Annotated in this window: 19 protein-coding genes and 1 other annotated feature; of the genes, 12 read left to right on the top strand and 7 right to left on the bottom strand. The window is 33.6% G+C overall.

Going from position 1 to position 14,894, the window contains the following annotated elements; translation table 11 throughout:
- Positions 1-182 precede the first annotated feature (182 nt).
- A complete protein-coding gene (locus EM808_RS00095) occupies positions 183-1,022 on the top strand; it encodes an HAD family hydrolase (protein ID WP_127734267.1) in 840 nt (279 codons plus the stop codon).
- A gap of 151 nt (positions 1,023-1,173) precedes the next feature.
- Here the strand turns inward: EM808_RS00095 and EM808_RS00090 are convergent, their stop codons facing one another.
- Positions 1,174-1,641: a hypothetical protein gene (locus tag EM808_RS00090; RefSeq protein WP_127734266.1), complete on the bottom strand. Its 468-nt coding sequence runs from the start codon at positions 1,639-1,641 to the stop codon at positions 1,174-1,176.
- A gap of 160 nt (positions 1,642-1,801) precedes the next feature.
- Here EM808_RS00090 and EM808_RS00085 point away from each other — a divergent pair, with 160 nt between their 5' ends.
- Positions 1,802-2,542, top strand: coding sequence for an alpha/beta hydrolase (locus EM808_RS00085; RefSeq protein WP_235856529.1), 741 nt, complete (start codon positions 1,802-1,804; stop codon positions 2,540-2,542).
- Between the two features lie 114 nt (positions 2,543-2,656).
- Here EM808_RS00085 and EM808_RS00080 read toward each other — a convergent pair whose 3' ends face one another.
- A complete protein-coding gene (locus tag EM808_RS00080; RefSeq protein ID WP_127734265.1) occupies positions 2,657-3,526 on the bottom strand; it encodes a LysR family transcriptional regulator in 870 nt (289 codons plus the stop codon).
- 232 nt (positions 3,527-3,758) lie between these two features.
- Here EM808_RS00080 and EM808_RS00075 point away from each other — a divergent pair, with 232 nt between their 5' ends.
- The 6 genes from EM808_RS00075 to EM808_RS00050 all read left to right on the top strand — a co-directional run bounded on the left by EM808_RS00075 (position 3,759) and on the right by EM808_RS00050 (position 8,053).
- Positions 3,759-4,658: a DMT family transporter gene (locus EM808_RS00075; protein ID WP_127734264.1), complete on the top strand. Its 900-nt coding sequence runs from the start codon at positions 3,759-3,761 to the stop codon at positions 4,656-4,658.
- A 301-nt stretch (positions 4,659-4,959) separates the two neighbouring features.
- Positions 4,960-5,298, top strand: coding sequence for a PadR family transcriptional regulator (locus EM808_RS00070; RefSeq protein WP_164849540.1), 339 nt, complete (start codon positions 4,960-4,962; stop codon positions 5,296-5,298).
- Positions 5,288-5,842: a DUF2812 domain-containing protein gene (locus EM808_RS00065; protein WP_164849539.1), complete on the top strand. Its 555-nt coding sequence runs from the start codon at positions 5,288-5,290 to the stop codon at positions 5,840-5,842. The genes EM808_RS00070 and EM808_RS00065 overlap by 11 nt, the downstream gene beginning before the upstream one ends.
- Positions 5,843-6,424: 582 nt before the next feature.
- On the top strand, positions 6,425-6,769 hold the full coding sequence (locus tag EM808_RS00060; RefSeq protein WP_225314784.1) for a ribonuclease E inhibitor RraB: 345 nt from the start codon (positions 6,425-6,427) through the stop codon (positions 6,767-6,769).
- Positions 6,770-7,027: 258 nt separating this feature from the next.
- Positions 7,028-7,240, top strand: coding sequence for a hypothetical protein (locus tag EM808_RS00055; protein WP_127734261.1), 213 nt, complete (start codon positions 7,028-7,030; stop codon positions 7,238-7,240).
- Between the two features lie 240 nt (positions 7,241-7,480).
- Positions 7,481-8,053 carry an STAS domain-containing protein gene (locus tag EM808_RS00050; RefSeq protein ID WP_127734260.1) on the top strand — a complete coding sequence of 191 codons (573 nt, stop codon included), beginning with the start codon at positions 7,481-7,483 and terminating at the stop codon, positions 8,051-8,053.
- Between the two features lie 298 nt (positions 8,054-8,351).
- On the opposite strand, the gene EM808_RS00045 is transcribed toward EM808_RS00050, so the two are convergent.
- Positions 8,352-8,756 (bottom strand): MerR family transcriptional regulator, encoded by a 405-nt coding sequence (locus EM808_RS00045; protein WP_127734259.1) that lies wholly within the window; start codon positions 8,754-8,756, stop codon positions 8,352-8,354.
- Between the two features lie 95 nt (positions 8,757-8,851).
- Here EM808_RS00045 and EM808_RS00040 point away from each other — a divergent pair, with 95 nt between their 5' ends.
- Positions 8,852-9,682, top strand: a complete 831-nt coding sequence (locus EM808_RS00040; RefSeq protein WP_127734258.1) for an SDR family oxidoreductase — start codon at positions 8,852-8,854, stop codon at positions 9,680-9,682.
- A gap of 249 nt (positions 9,683-9,931) precedes the next feature.
- Entirely contained in the window at positions 9,932-10,177 is a 246-nt protein-coding gene (locus EM808_RS00035; RefSeq protein WP_235856528.1) for a hypothetical protein, read from the top strand.
- A gap of 62 nt (positions 10,178-10,239) precedes the next feature.
- Here the strand turns inward: EM808_RS00035 and EM808_RS00030 are convergent, their stop codons facing one another.
- Positions 10,240-10,992: an SDR family NAD(P)-dependent oxidoreductase gene (locus EM808_RS00030; RefSeq protein WP_127734257.1), complete on the bottom strand. Its 753-nt coding sequence runs from the start codon at positions 10,990-10,992 to the stop codon at positions 10,240-10,242.
- 311 nt (positions 10,993-11,303) lie between these two features.
- On the opposite strand from EM808_RS00030, the gene EM808_RS00025 reads away from it, so the two are divergent.
- Positions 11,304-11,744 (top strand): cell wall hydrolase, encoded by a 441-nt coding sequence (locus tag EM808_RS00025; protein ID WP_127734256.1) that lies wholly within the window; start codon positions 11,304-11,306, stop codon positions 11,742-11,744.
- Between the two features lie 186 nt (positions 11,745-11,930).
- On the opposite strand, the gene EM808_RS00020 is transcribed toward EM808_RS00025, so the two are convergent.
- Together EM808_RS00020 and EM808_RS00015 are read right to left on the bottom strand one after the other, a co-directional pair.
- Positions 11,931-13,136, bottom strand: a complete 1,206-nt coding sequence (locus tag EM808_RS00020) for an MFS transporter (protein WP_127734255.1) — start codon at positions 13,134-13,136, stop codon at positions 11,931-11,933.
- A 58-nt stretch (positions 13,137-13,194) separates the two neighbouring features.
- Positions 13,195-13,470: a binding site (T-box leader), on the bottom strand.
- Between the two features lie 219 nt (positions 13,471-13,689).
- Positions 13,690-13,884 carry a CsbD family protein gene (locus EM808_RS00015; RefSeq protein ID WP_127734254.1) on the bottom strand — a complete coding sequence of 65 codons (195 nt, stop codon included), beginning with the start codon at positions 13,882-13,884 and terminating at the stop codon, positions 13,690-13,692.
- Between the two features lie 678 nt (positions 13,885-14,562).
- On the opposite strand from EM808_RS00015, the gene EM808_RS00010 reads away from it, so the two are divergent.
- Positions 14,563-14,808 carry a hypothetical protein gene (locus tag EM808_RS00010; protein WP_127734253.1) on the top strand — a complete coding sequence of 82 codons (246 nt, stop codon included), beginning with the start codon at positions 14,563-14,565 and terminating at the stop codon, positions 14,806-14,808.
- Here the strand turns inward: EM808_RS00010 and EM808_RS00005 are convergent.
- On the bottom strand, positions 14,805-14,894 hold a 90-nt coding region (locus EM808_RS00005), incomplete at its 5' end, for an IS3 family transposase (protein WP_164849538.1). The two genes, EM808_RS00010 and EM808_RS00005, sit on opposite strands and share 4 nt — an antisense overlap.

The following is a 14,894-nucleotide window of genomic DNA, read 5'->3' as shown; positions in this document are numbered from 1 at the left end:
GCCTTTTTTGATTTGACGATTTAATAGCAGAAAACCACATTTATCATTTATATCCTGCCAGGTTGGTCTATAACAGACCAGTTTTCAGCATCTCTTTTTTATATAATATAAATATGATGAAAAACTTGGAAATAAATTAATTTTTCAATGCTAAGTTTCTTCTATTATAGGAGTGTGTAAGGATGCAAAAAATAATTTTTTTGGATATTGATGGTACGTTAGTTAATGAAAAAGGGATGATACCAGAATCTGCTAAATTAGCTGTGCGAAAAGCGAGAGAGAATGGACATATTATCTATTTATGTACAGGAAGATCAAGAGGAGAAATATTTGATGACATATTAAGTGTTGGCTTTGATGGATTAATTGGAGGCGCAGGTTGTTATATTGAAGTGGAACAGGAAGCATTATTTCATGAGAAATTTAAGAAATCAGACGCCCAGCAAATTATTGATTTCTTCTATCAAAAGGGAATAGATTTTTATTTAGAAACAAATATTGGTTTGTTTGCTAGTGAAGGTTGCAAACAAAATGTCTTTGGGTTTATTGAAAAGCTGAAAACTAATAATCCAGAGTTTCTAAAGGAAATAGAAAAAGGAATAGTGCCGTTTTATGAAGCTTTAATGGAAGGGGAAGAATTAATAAGAGAGGACATTAATAAAATTGTCTTCCTTGATTCAGCAACACCAATTGACGCAGTTATGCAAGAATTTGAGGCTAGGTATACAGTTATTCCAAGTACTGTCTCTGTATTTGGCAGCAATAGTGGAGAAATATCTCTGCTTGGGATTAACAAGGCAACTGCTATCGAAAAGGTATTAGCACGTTTAAATATCACGAAAGAAAACGCCTTTGCATATGGCGACAGCTTTAACGATATAGAGATGCTACAATTTGTTCAGCACGGGATAGCAATGGGAAATGCACATGAAAAAGTAAAATGTGTGGCAGATGATGTTACAGAAACGGTAGATGAAAACGGTATTTACAATAGCTTTGAAAAATATGGGCTAATAGGATAATTCGTGACAAGAGTTCTAGGCTTTAAACATTAAATTGAAGAAGAGTATGTAATATGCTGTGCATTACTTAATCTCACCAAAATACCTCCTCTGGGTATAGAGGAGGTATTTTATATTTACCCTTTAATAATTCTCATATCGATAGAAACTATTACAGCGCTTTTTCTTTCTTATCAAAAAGAAACTGAATGAAATATAATATTGGTGCCTTCAGTAAGTAATAAAAGAAAAATTGCAAATGGTTAATACGGACTAAAGAGAATAGTTTTATCCTTTTAGCGAGGTATGCAAATGGGAACGCAAAAAAAGCATGTATCAGTGCACTAAGGAACATGAATTTTTTAAAATTTCCATAACCAAACTTTAGTGTTAAAAAGGAAATTAAGATGAACGGGCCGATATTATAGGAAAGTTCACCAGATAAGTAAGAGTTGGGTTTTTTGTAAAAAACCCACCATTTTCTTTTTTTTCCTAATAGTCCGTTTAAAATTTCTAACATACCAATGATGATTGTCGCTGGGAAAAATCGTCTTATATTATTAGCGCCAATAAAAGCTACTGATATCCAAGACAGCACAACCATGCAAATATTAAAGAATCTTTGATTTTTATATGACATATTTTGTTTATCCTCACTTTTTTTATTAGCATTCTTTTTTTGAATTTTAATTATTCATCAAAATATTGGAATATGCTTAGTGTTTGCAGCAATTGGCTTTTTTGTGTATGTATATATTATAGATAATGAAGGATTATTATATTAAAGGTGGTAATCAATAATGGTGAAGATTAGTGAACCAAAAGCTTTCTTCTATAAAGGTGGTCCAAAAGCAGTATTATTATTACATTCCTTCACTAGTAATACGGTTGATATGAAAAAGCTTGGGGGCTATTTAAATAGAGAAAATTATACCTGTTATGCTCCCTTGTATAAAGGTCATGGTTATTCAGCAGAATATTTAATGACAACTGCCCCAAAAGATTGGTGGGAAAGTGCTGAAGAGGGCTATAACTTTTTACTAAATGAAGGCTATCAGGATATTGCTGTTATTGGGGTGTCTTTAGGGGGGCTCTTGGCCTTAAAAATCGGCCAAGAAAAGCCTGTTACAGGTATAGTTACAATGTCTGTTCCATATAAGACTGAAATTAGTTCTTTAAAAAAACGAGTATTAAATTATGCAAAGTATGTAAAACAGCTGCTGGGGAAAGAGAAGCTACAAATTTCGGAGGAGTTAGCTAAGTTAGAAGCAATCTCAACTAAAAACTTAGTAGAATTCAAAGAGGGTATTGATTTAATAATGGAGAATTTAGCTCAACTGAATCAACCAATATCTATATTATATGGATTGCTGGATGACCCATTATATAAAGATAGTGCTAATTATATATATTCCAAAGTATCCTCTACACATAAAAATATAAAAGGCTATGCTGATTCGAAGCATTTAATGACATTAGGACCAGATAAAGACGTAATACATAGTGATATCCTAACATTCCTCGAGCAATTAGATTGGTAAAATTGTAAAAGAGAAGTAATTAATTTATGTTCCTTGATTACTTCTCTTTTTTCCACAAAAAGCTATTCAACATTCGAAAAAAACTGCTGTCAGGGAATCTCTTTGTTTAACGTTTCAAACTCTTTTCCTACAAGATAAATACTCCAAAAATCGTTTTGAAGCAAGTGAAAGTGATTTTTGGTCTCTCATTCCAATGCCAATAGTACGAAAAGCAGGTACTTCAAGCTCTTTTGCTATAATTCGATAAGGAATACGTTGTAATATCAATTCAGGTAACATACTGATGCCAAGCCCGTTTTCTACCATAGACATAATGGCATAATCATCCCATGTTGTGAATTGCACTTGTGGTGAAATTTGGTGCATCTCGAATAGTTCAGAAATCTCTGCTTTTGCTCCCTTTTCCAATAGCATAAATGGATTGTTTGCTAATTCGTTAATTGGAAACTTTTTGCAATTAGCAAGTGGATGATCTTCAGGAATGACCACCAGCAAGCGATCCTGCTCCAAATAAATAGTTTCAATCTCCGCATTTGTAGGTAACCTCAAAAATCCAAAGTCTACTCGTCCTTCTACAATCCAGCTTTCTATTTCTGTATAGTCCCCTAATAGTAATTCAAAATCAATATTGGGATAATCTTTCTTAAAAGATTTAATCATAACAGGAAGCCAATGAGTTGCTACACTAGAAAACGTCCCAATCCGAATGATCCCAGTTTGAATATTATGTAAGTCCTCTATCTGCATCATTATATTTTCTTGTTCCTTACAGATTCGTTTAATATGAGGAAATAACTTTAAGCCATCAGACGTTAAACTAATACCAGTTCGTCCTCTTTCAAATAGAGAGACTCCCCATTCTGACTCTAAATCACTAATCATCCGGCTAATGCCAGACTGTGTATAATTTAGTGCATCAGCAGCTTTTGTGAAGCTTTGAGTTTCAGCTGCTTTGACAAATGCCCAATATTTTTGGATGTTCATAATATTTTTCCTCCATGGCATTCCATTTTGTTATGTTAAGCATGAGAAACATTCAATTTTGTAATATATATACGTATGCTATGATTTTTTTATAAAAAAATCAAGAGCGAAAGGGATAGGTAAATACGGATGTTTTATGTGAGTAATAGGATTAATGCTTTATTTTCACTTATCTAATACAAAATAAGAATATGCACACTCATGGTATTAAGCATATTAGTAGGAGTCAGTTATGAAATCAAAAGTACTATATATATTATCAATGATGATATTTGGAACAATTGGTTTAGTCGTTCGATACATTGACCTATCATCAAGTGAAAGGGCATTATTGAGTAGTTTTTTAGGATGCTTATTCTTACTTATAATTCTCGTAATAACGAAGAAAAAGCTATCATGGAGTTTAATTAAAGCGAATGCTTTATGTTTATTTATTTCAGGATTTGCATTGGGAGGTAATTGGATTTTTCTGTATCAATCGTTTGATCATACGACCATTGCAAATGCAACTTTAGGTTATTATTTTGCACCAGTGTTTGTTATGATACTTTCACCATTTATACTTCATGAAAAGCTATCAGGTAAGCAGATTATATGTATTGCAGTAGCAATTATAGGCATGTTTTTGATTATTGGAGAAGGCGTAAGTGCTTTCGATACAGATGATTTACTTGGACTTTACTTCGGAGTAATTGCTGCAGTATTTTATGCTGCTTTATTGCTTTTTAATAAGTTTATCAAAGATATGGGGAAGTTAGAACTGACTATTATTCAGCTAGGCATAACAACTTTAATGTTAATGCCATATGTTTTCCTGACGGAAGGATTTAAAAATATTTTAGAAGTAACAGGTTCATCTATACCTTTTATATTAATATTAGGAATTATAAATACAGGGATTGGGTTTTGGTTGTTTTTCGCTGGTATGGAAAGGTTAAGCGGGCAGAGTATAGCCATGCTAAGCTTTGTTGATCCATTTGTGGCAATCATCATTTCAGCCATTATTCTTCAGGAACAACTGACTATTATTCAACTAATAGGAGGTGTGCTTCTTTTAGGCTCTACATTTGTCAGTGAAACGAAACTTACTGGAGTATTTAAAGAAAGTACGAAAAGTAAGTTAAATAGTTGATATAAAGAGCTGATTAATTAGTGATTGTGTATTGAGTATAAGGAGTGGTAGAATGCCACTCCTTTTTTTCTGTAATGAATGGGCAGGAAAGTGTACGGATTTTTATAAATATTGAATACCAGTAGTTAATATATCTTCGGAGGCTCCATAGTTACATTTTTTCAAGTGTATTTTGTATCCCCAGTAGAAAGATATTTACTATTGTATAAAAATTACAATAATGGATATATGTTGACTGTTGATATATATTAATGTATATTATGGATGTCGATATATCGAAGGTCAATATATAGAAGAAAAGGTGATTCCTGTTAATCCATTATCAGAATCTACATATTTAATTTTATTAGCCCTTTACCAAGGGCCACTTCATGGTTACGGTATTATTAAAGAAATTGAAAATACCAGTGAAGGAACGTATATTATTGCACCTGGGACCCTTTACGGAGTATTAAAAAATTTAGAAAAACAAGAGTTAATAGAAACAGTAGCTTTCGAAAAGGAAAAACGTAAGAAGAAAACATATTGTATTACGGTTCAAGGAAAAGGTGTACTTCATTCCGAGTATGAGAGATATATTAGAATGATTAATTACTCAAAGATAATCATTCAAGGAAGGGATGGAAAAGGTGAAAAATAGTGCTATTAAAAAGGTAACAAAACGTTTTTCGGATTTTTCAAAAGAAGAAGAATGGTTACAGAGTATGTTAAGTGAAGGTTGGATACTTAAAAGTTATGATTCTGAGGATGTTGATGACTGTCAATATACTTTCGAACACTCACAAAGTGAAAATCTTCAAAGTATAATTTATAAAATTGACTTTCAAAATTTTAATAAAAAGGAAGAATTTGATGAGTATAAAGAGATTTTTCAAGATTCTGGTTGGACTATACTTTCAAAAACTAAGTGGTACTCCAAGCATATTTTTTATAGAACCTCTACAAATGCACAAGTCGATATTTTTTCTGACCAGGAATCGTATAAAGAGAGAGAAAAACGGAAAATGACTTCACTTCTTTTATATACTGGTTTGGCTCTTATTGGTTTTATAATTTTTATTTTTTTATGGATAATCTTTGAATATGCTTATTTTGGGGTATCTGGACTTTTCCTTTTATACATCAGTATTAAATATTCAATTGATTACATCAGTCACAGAAAAGCCTTAAAGTCACTTTTTTGAAAATCGAAATTATTATGCGTAAGGATTATAAATGCAAGAATATCATCTTTAGAAACAAGTAGATATAGAAAAAAATATAGAGTACATAAGTAAATTAAATTATTAAGCTCATTCTTTCTTTATTAATGATGGAATTAATTTTCATATATTAGGAATCATTGCATCAAAAATTTATATTTATTATTTTGGCAAAAGTAAAATTATAAACAATATGAATTTTCTAAACAGCTACTATTAGGTAGCTGTTTTTTCTTAAACTGAGGCCATTCCTGTAATATATAAACTTTTAGAATATGTTTGTACAGTGAGATACAATTTAAACTATTAGCGAGTTAGAAAACAATAATTCATATGAAACGATGCATTTAATGCAATTAATCTCTCAAAACATATGAATTTTAACTCTAAAAATAGCACATATACTTTATTTCAAAAAGGGAAATCTGATTGAACGTTCATTTATACAGATGGCAGCACATCAAGATTTGAATATTTAATACGAAGGACTAATCCTCATTAGTAAATAATGATATGATACCTATAAACATAATCGATTAAAATTACTAGAAAAGAGGGAAGTTTATGATGTTCTTTAAAAAACGAAAGTTTCCAAGAGACGAAGATGGAGATGTACTACATGAGCTAGATAAATATGGCTGTGATTTTAGTGTGGAACAGACAGTCGAATTTGTTATTGATGTTCCAAATGAGAGTTCTGGCAAACAGGTTCTTGAAGTGTTAAAGAAGGAAGGCTACAAATGTGAATTGGATCATGATGAAGAAGAAGAACTGTGGACAGTATACTGCTTCATTGACATGATGCTTACCTATGAAGGTATTGTTGAGATACAAAACAACTTAAGAGATTTGGTTACTCCGTTAGATGGAGAAATCGATGGGTGGGGCGTTGGGTTTGAGGATCAATGAACGAGGAGATGAAGACTATAGATAATTCATTTAGTCTTTTTTACTATTAATTTTAATTCGAAGCGTGAAGTTCTTATTCCTGTATGTGAACCTATTACATTTTTGAAAATGTCCGAATTTTTCATTAATGGAAAAATGAAAATTAAAGAAGGCTCGGATTAGGTTTATTTTTTTTCTAATTGGGTATTTAATCCTAGAATTATTTTAAATTTACTTTGGGGAAAATTTGAATCAATGAGGTGACTTATGGATGATAAAATGGAAGAGAATACATATAAAGCAATCGTAAAAAGTAAGGATTTAACGTGGGATTATAAAAAAGGATTATTAAATTTACAAGGCGAGTCTACACTCTTAATGTGGGATTCTGCAATTGAATTGTTCTTAAGAACGATCGATGAAGTTTCTGGAAAAGATGCTTCGAAAACTGTTTATGAAGCAACTGGATATCGAATGGGTCATTTGGTATGATCTTATTATAAAGACAGAAGCAATTTAGAGGACATTATCAATGATTATTCTGAGATTTATAAAACAGCAGGTTGGGGAAATTTTAAGATAATACATTTTTCTAAAGAGGAAAATAAACTTATTATTCAAATAACAAACAGCTGGGAAAAAAGAATTTTCAAGGATTCCAATGGAAATCATGTATCCACTTTCATACCTAGTTTTTGGGCAGGGATTTTCGGAGGATTTTTAGGATGTGATATGTGGTATGAAGTCAAAAATAGTGAAGCAACGGAAGCGGATTATAAGGAAATAATTGAAATTTTCCCTTCGAGTATCACTCCTCAAAAAAACATTCATGATTTTGCACGTCAAAAAGAAACACAAAGTATCCAAGCGTTGGAGGAAAAAGTAAACGAACATACGGAAGAACTATCTAACTTAGTGAAAGAATTGTCATCACCTATTATTCCGATACTAGAAGGAATTCTTGTTGTTCCTTTAATTGGCAAGTACTCTGAGCAAAGAGCTTCTGATTTACTTGAAGATGCATTAATCGAGATTTCTCGACAAAAGGCAAAATACCTTTTAATTGATGTAACGGGTATTCACAATATTGATGAGTTTTTAATTTATGGTATACAGAAATTAATCCAAGCATGTCGTTTACTAGGAGCTGAATGTTTTATAGTTGGAATTTCCTCCAATCTAGCCATGCAAATTCTGAACTCAGAATACAGCGGATCGGATGTTCAAACGTTCGCAACATTACAACAAGGAGTTCGTTATGCAATTGAATTAACTGGTTATGAATTAGTTAGGAAAAAAAGCTAATGCATATTCTGTTTGGTAATTTGTAATCTTATGCTATCAGGGAGAAAATGCTCCTAAAAAAGCTTGTCCAGTAAAAATAATTTAATTTAACCAAGGTGATCCATAAGTCGAGGATCACCTTTTTTATGACTTTGTTAATACATTACACTTTTCCTTGAAAAATTTTACGTGTTTGGGTGAGAGGACTATAAAAATGCAGGCAGCAAAGTAAAAATAGAAGGGTAAATAAGCGGAAGCAGTGGCTCCTCTACTAGGGAGCCATCTTTTTAAACTCCAATGCAATATTACTTAGTGTTATTCAATCAAAATGGTGTCCCTTTAACAAAGCTTGGGCCTTTTTTGGGTCATTTTTCAATGCTAACCTGTATTCCAGCATGATATTAAGTGTATCAAGCATTTGTTTATACTCTACTCTCTTACATTCAATCTCTTGTATCTTTTGGCATATCCATTCTATCACTTGTTCATTAGTACGAGTATTTGTATCTACATCCAGTAAGATTTCCTTTAGTTCAGAAATAGAACAACCCACGCCTTGAAACTTCTTTATGAGTTTAAGACGTTCAATAGCCTCGTCTGTATAGTTGCGATAGTTATTATCATCTCGACGGACATGTCGAATGTCGAACAACCCTTCCTTTTCATAAAAACGAATGGTATAGGCTGTCAAACCAGTCGTTTTAGCTAATTCTTGAATTTTCATGTATATCGCTCCTAAATTCGGCTTGCCTTATAGTGTACTCTAAAGTTTATACTACAATTATTCAAGCAATATCACAACTTTAGGAGGATATCATCATGCGTATTTTTGTAACAGGAGCAACAGGCTACATCGGTTCTGCAGTCGTGCACGAGCTTATAAATGCTGGTCATAAAGTCACTGGACTAACCCGTTCAAACAAAGGGGCGGCGCTACTAACGGAAGCTGGCGCTGATGTACATCGAGGTGATCTTCGTGACCTTGACAGTATTCGCAATGGTGTTGCTGCTGCAGATGGTGTAATCCATTTAGCGTTTAATCATGACTTTTCGGATTTCGCAGCTTCGCTTACAACTGATATAGCAGTAATTGAGACGATAGGGGAGGCGCTTAAAGGCTCTGGCAAGCCGTTCTTGACCACAGCTCACGCTAATGGAACTGCTTCGGATAACGCGGTTATGGCGTTGGCGAAGCATGGGGTGCGGGCATCGGTTGTTTCGCTTGCTCCATCCGTGCACGGCAATGGGGACAAGGGCTTCGTGCCAAATCTGATTAACATTGCTCGAAATAAGGGTGTTTCTGCCTATGTCGGCGACGGTTCCAATCGTTGGACTGCTATTCATCGACTTGATGCTGCACATCTTTACCGTCTCGCATTGGAAAAAGCACCAGCCGGCACCTTATTAGACGGAGTAGCAGATGAAGGGGTGCCGTTTCGTGATATCGCCACAGTAATCGGTAAACAACTTAATCTGCCTATCATTAGCATTTCACAAGAGGAGACAGCCGAACACTTCGGCTTTCTTGGTAGCCTTGCTGCTTTAGACATTCCTAGATCAAGCACACAAACACAGGAATTATTGGACTGGCAGCCGGTGCAACCTAATTTACTATCAGATTTGGAACAAGGACACTACTTCAAAAGATAAAACGGGCTCAGCATATCGTTGTTCGAGACGTATTGTACGGTTATTAATGGGCTTTCCTTTCATGTAAGGAGAGCCTTTATATTTATGTTTAATCCAGTTCATACAAACAGGGCATATGTAATAATGACGAGAACTATTTATATGTTACAATCAAGGTGGTTTTGTGGATTTAGATAAATCGGTTATAAAAGAAAATAAATTAAGTTTTTAGTAGGTGCTTAGTGATGTTCTTTAGAAGGAAAACATTTTATGTTTGTTCTGTTTGTGGTTTTGACAGATTGCAAGGACCATTGTATAAAAACGGCATCCCTAATGTTAGCCTTATTTCGCTGTTGTGGATTTCAACCTGGCTATGATGATACTGAATTGGGCTATACATATGAAGCCTATCGAAATGAGTGGATACAAAATGGCGCGGAATGGTTTAGAGAAGAAGAAAAGCCAGAGCGTTGGGATTTAGATATACAATTAGAAAATATAAACGTTTTTCAATAAAAGGATCTTTGAAGCTGACAAAGAAGCAAAAACAAGTTCCTTGCTTCTTTGTCCATTCAGATTTAGATAGAAGTAAAGCCGCCGTCAATAGATACTACTGTACCGTTAATATAATTCGCTTTATCACCTAATAAGAACGTAACGAGTTCTGCCACTTCTTCAGGTTCGCCAAGGCGTTTTTGCGGAATGGCTTCTACAACCGCTTTTACATTTTCAGGATTCTTTTGGCGATATTCTTTCACCATCGGCGTTTCGATTGTTCCAGGTGCGATGGCGTTACAACGTATCCCTTGCTCTGCATATTCGGCAGCAATTGTTTTCGTTATGCCGACAATGCCGTGCTTTGTTGCAGAATAAGTACCCACAGTAGCTTGTCCTACAACTCCTGCAGTAGACGATGTATTAACAATGGAACCACCACCGTTTTCGAGCATTACTTCTGTTACATATTTAATACCGTATAATGCACCTAATAAATTAATTCCGACTACTTGTTGAATTTGTTCAATTGTATTATCCAAGAATTTTACGCCTGGACCAGATATTCCGGCATTATTGTAGAACATATCAATCGTACCGAATTCTTCGACTGTTTTATCTACGTAATTTTTCACATCCTCTGCCTTGCTAACATCTGCCTGAACAAAGATTGCTTTTGCCCCTTTTTCTTTAATTAGGCTTACTGTATCATTTCCGGCTTTTTCGGAAATGTCCACAACTGTTATGGAGACACCAGAATCTGCTAATTTTAACGCTACCGCTTGACCTAATCCGCTTCCGCCACCTGTAATAATAGCTACTTTATTTTGACTCATATTAAATCCCCCTAAATACAAAAAAGTTCGCTTACCTAAATATTATAGAATTAATATTTTTTTCGTTCAAGAATGGAGTATTCTGATTTCAAAATAATTTATAGTATTCACTCAATTATGTAACAAAGCAATGCTAATCAGGACAAGGGAAAAGGAGTTTATTAATAAAGTAAAAACAAATGATTCATGCCTAACGGAGAATTCTCCATAGCTGTAAGAGGTAGCTAATATGTATTCAATGAAAATTTATAAACAAGGTCATATAAACTAGCTGTTTTTTCATACACATACAATATTATGGAGGTGGAAAAATGGCAAGAGTTGCATATAGAGATGCTGACGTTGACTTAATGGCGAGAATGATGAGAGCGGAAGCTGAGGGTGAAGGAAACCAAGGAATGCTTTATGTTGGAAATGTAATTGTGAACCGACTTGTAGCAAATTGTATTGACTTTAAAGATTTAAGAACGATTGAACAAGTCATTTTTCAAGTACAAGGGGGAAATTACTCGTTTGAAGCAGTGCAAAAAGGCAATGTATTTTATCAAAGGGCAAGAGATTCAGAAAGGAGATTAGCGCGGCAAAATTTGAAATTTTGGAGAAATCACCCAGCGAAATTTGCTTTATGGTACTTTAACCCAAGTGGTGATTGTCCTCAAACATGGTACAATCAACCTTTTACCGGCCAATTTAAACAACATTGCTTTTATGAACCAGCAGCAGGTACATGTGATAGTGTTTATAGAGGATGAGAAGGTTATAAAAAGCTGAAAACATGCAGACTTTTCTTCGCATGTTTTCAGCTTTTTTACTTTCATAGTATTTATATTTGGTTCGGAATGTTATTGCAATCTACTAGTTCTGTTGCTAAAAAATATATTTAGAGAATATCGAGGGAAATTACAAAGAACATAATCTAGTTAACCTCGGCTTTATTCTCACACTTGTCCAAAATAATGGCTCTTCGACTTAACAGCTACAATAAAAAGGATTATTAACCCCAATCCGAAGAAAGCAATTGATCCAACAATATAGACAGGACGAATGTCAAACAGCTCTGTAGCTAAACCGATTGTCAGTGTTAAGACTATTATGAACCCGGCTTCAAGCATTCCTAAGATACTGGAGAACCTTCCCATAATATCTACAGGGACATTGTTTTGATAGAAAGTTAAAAATCCGATATTGGCGAATGATAAGAAAAAAGTTAACGTGAAGAATCCGATTGATGCCCAAATAAAGTCAGCTGAAAAGGCAAAAATAATGTAGCCGATAGGCGTAAAAAAAGCACCTAATCCAATTAGGAGATTTAGTTTTAATTTGTTGGCAAATAAAGCATTTACTATGGAACCAGCAATAATCCCACCACCTGCAATACTGACAAGAAATCCATAGGTACTATTAGATAATGATAATACTTCTGTAGCAAAGGCAGCCTCTAAAGAATCCAAGGCTGTCATAAACACTGTAATCATACTAAATAAAATATAAACTAGTGTTACATATATATTCGTTTTACTGAAAGTTAATATGCTGCTCCAATCATTTGAAATTAATGTTATATTGATCCTTTGTAAGGGGATATCCTTGTCCTTTATCTCTACATTTGGAAGAAGCAGAATGACTATTGCGGATAAAATTAACGCAAAAGCATTCATTCGTATTGCAAGGTTCGGTGTGCCAATTATAAAAAGAGCACCCGCAATAGAAGGTCCAAGAATGAATCCACATGAGTTAATGAAGTTTCTGAAAGCATTAAATTTTTGTCTATGTGTTTTGGAAATTAACTTTGTCATATAAACCATTGAAGTTGGTTCAAATATAGTGTTCGCTATATTAATTATAAAGACTACTAGGTAAATCAGAAAAAGGGACTCAAAAAAAGGCAATGTAAAGATGAATATTGCTCTAATTAAGTTAAGTAGGATCATTAGAGTCCGTTTATTAAATCGGTCAATAAAAGTTCCAGACCAAAAATTCGTAACTAAAGTGGCAATAGGCAATAGCATATAAAGGATAGATACGGCCAATGGTGATTTCGTCATATCTAGTATGATTAAGTTTAAGGCAATTAAGTAAACCCATGCACCTATATTAGAAATTCCAATTCCAACTAACAGTAAAAGGGGGCTTTTCCATTTCATTGTACTAACTCCTCCATATAAGTTTTACAAAAAAAAGTCTCACCTCCAAGGAAAAATCCTTGAGGACGAGACTTCTTATAATTAGAAGGCCGTGGTGCCACCCCAGTTTATTTCTGTGTTACCACAGAAACCTTTTCGAGTACTACAGTGCCAAAGCGTTGTTTATACTCTATCTCTTTAACGGGAGAATACCGGCATATAATCAATAGTAAAACGAAATATCCTATATGCTGCTCTAAGACTTGGTTCAGTGTGCCATTACATCCTCCTTTCTCAGCAACTGGAGTTCTCTGTTATGCTTTTGCACACTTACTCTTCTTTTCATCGCATTTATTATAGGAGATTATACAATATTTAACTGGGGAAAAATAGTGCTTTAAAAATAAATTTGGATTTTTATGTAAGATAAAGTTGGTATTTAATTAACTTTATGGATTAATAGATTATTAATGAATTTAAAGAGGTGTTTGGCGAATCACTTTCGAACAGAAGCGGACACACTAAAGAGGAAAGACAAGAATAAAAAAACAGCTGCCAAACGGCAGCCATTTTTTTAATACTTATGGTCGGAATCCTCTTTCAATTTACCTGTTGTTTCCTGTATTTTACCTTTGGCTTTATCTTTTTTACCATCAGCTTGCATACTCTTATCGCCTTTTGCGTTACCAATCTGATCTTTCACTTCACCTTTTACTTTAGATACTCCACTTTTTACTTTATCCGCAACACTTTGTTTGTTTTCTGCCATTTTTATACACTCCTTTTAACTTGTTATATTATTTTATACCCGGCTCATAATTCCGGTAAACGTCCATTTAATAGAGGAAGCTTTCAAGTGAGCTGTATCTAGTGCGGTAAAAAATATAAAATTGGTATTAAATAGAACAGCTGCTGAGAGTAGTGCTTGCATCTGTTATCAGAATTTATTTGTGAACACATTAATAATATAGGAAACACCATTTATAAAAACGAAAATCAACAGTTGCAAAAATCCATAAATCAAAACAATTAAAAATAAATCAAAGGATGGTTCGCCAGGTGGAGAATCACTTAGTCCATCTAATAATAAAGCTTCTATAACATAAAAAATAACAGTGGAACAAAATAATCCTATGTAAATACTTAACCAATGTTGGTAAAGGTCGAGCTTCATTTTACTCAATCTTATTAAGGTATTTATGGGTAAAAAAATCAATGCAGTGAAGCCAAGTTGAAAAGGCAAAATGGATAATTTGGTGTGCATTATTAAAAATTGACTTAAACAAATAATCACGGTATTGATTAATACAATCTTTAAAGAATTTCCGTTAATTAACGACAATCTGCACATACCTCCTTAATAAAAAATAGTGAATTTTAAAGTATAGATGGGAAAAAATACATTTTTTTGATAAAATTACATATGAGGAGAGAGGAGAATGTGATTTTGAATGAAAAAAATTTTTCGAGAATAAATCCTTTAGCTTTAACGGTTTCCTTGGTTATTGCTGCATTTCTAGTTCTCGTGCTGTCAAGGTTATTCCAAAACGTAAACTTGTGGATCGTTATTGCCATTTACTTTCTGATTGATATTGGGTTTATTGTTGCGATGGTAATTGGAATAAGAACAAAAATTAAACCAGTTGTCATTTTAAAGTGTACCCTTTGTAAAGGACATTTAAAAAAAGCCTAGGCAGTTTTAAGAAGATGATCTCTGTATTGAACAGGGGTCATCTTTTTTAAGTTCCACTGATATCTATAGTAATTGTAATAAATCAT

It is taken from the genome of Niallia taxi (assembly GCF_004005475.1).
In the GTDB taxonomy this organism is placed as follows: Bacteria; Bacillota; Bacilli; order Bacillales; family Cytobacillaceae; genus Niallia; species Niallia taxi.
This window is presented reverse-complemented; position numbering and strand designations above follow the sequence as displayed.

Bases quoted from the DNA above. Each gene is read 5' to 3' on its own strand.
- EM808_RS00085 (WP_235856529.1), top strand. From the start codon at position 1,802: ATGGTGAAGATTAGTGAACCAAAAGCTTTCTTCTATAAAGGTGGTCCA.
- EM808_RS00040 (WP_127734258.1), top strand. From the start codon at position 8,852: ATGCGTATTTTTGTAACAGGAGCAACAGGCTACATCGGTTCTGCAGTC.
- EM808_RS00055 (WP_127734261.1), top strand. From the start codon at position 7,028: ATGGAAGAGAATACATATAAAGCAATCGTAAAAAGTAAGGATTTAACG.
- EM808_RS00020 (WP_127734255.1), bottom strand. From the start codon at position 13,136: ATGAAATGGAAAAGCCCCCTTTTACTGTTAGTTGGAATTGGAATTTCT.
- EM808_RS00025 (WP_127734256.1), top strand. From the start codon at position 11,304: ATGGCAAGAGTTGCATATAGAGATGCTGACGTTGACTTAATGGCGAGA.
- EM808_RS00075 (WP_127734264.1), top strand. From the start codon at position 3,759: ATGAAATCAAAAGTACTATATATATTATCAATGATGATATTTGGAACA.
- EM808_RS00095 (WP_127734267.1), top strand. From the start codon at position 183: ATGCAAAAAATAATTTTTTTGGATATTGATGGTACGTTAGTTAATGAA.
- EM808_RS00050 (WP_127734260.1), top strand. From the start codon at position 7,481: ATGTGGTATGAAGTCAAAAATAGTGAAGCAACGGAAGCGGATTATAAG.
- EM808_RS00035 (WP_235856528.1), top strand. From the start codon at position 9,932: ATGTTTGTTCTGTTTGTGGTTTTGACAGATTGCAAGGACCATTGTATA.
- EM808_RS00080 (WP_127734265.1), bottom strand. From the start codon at position 3,526: ATGAACATCCAAAAATATTGGGCATTTGTCAAAGCAGCTGAAACTCAA.
- EM808_RS00060 (WP_225314784.1), top strand. From the start codon at position 6,425: ATGATGTTCTTTAAAAAACGAAAGTTTCCAAGAGACGAAGATGGAGAT.
- EM808_RS00015 (WP_127734254.1), bottom strand. From the start codon at position 13,884: ATGGCAGAAAACAAACAAAGTGTTGCGGATAAAGTAAAAAGTGGAGTA.
- EM808_RS00030 (WP_127734257.1), bottom strand. From the start codon at position 10,992: ATGAGTCAAAATAAAGTAGCTATTATTACAGGTGGCGGAAGCGGATTA.
- EM808_RS00090 (WP_127734266.1), bottom strand. From the start codon at position 1,641: ATGTCATATAAAAATCAAAGATTCTTTAATATTTGCATGGTTGTGCTG.
- EM808_RS00045 (WP_127734259.1), bottom strand. From the start codon at position 8,756: ATGAAAATTCAAGAATTAGCTAAAACGACTGGTTTGACAGCCTATACC.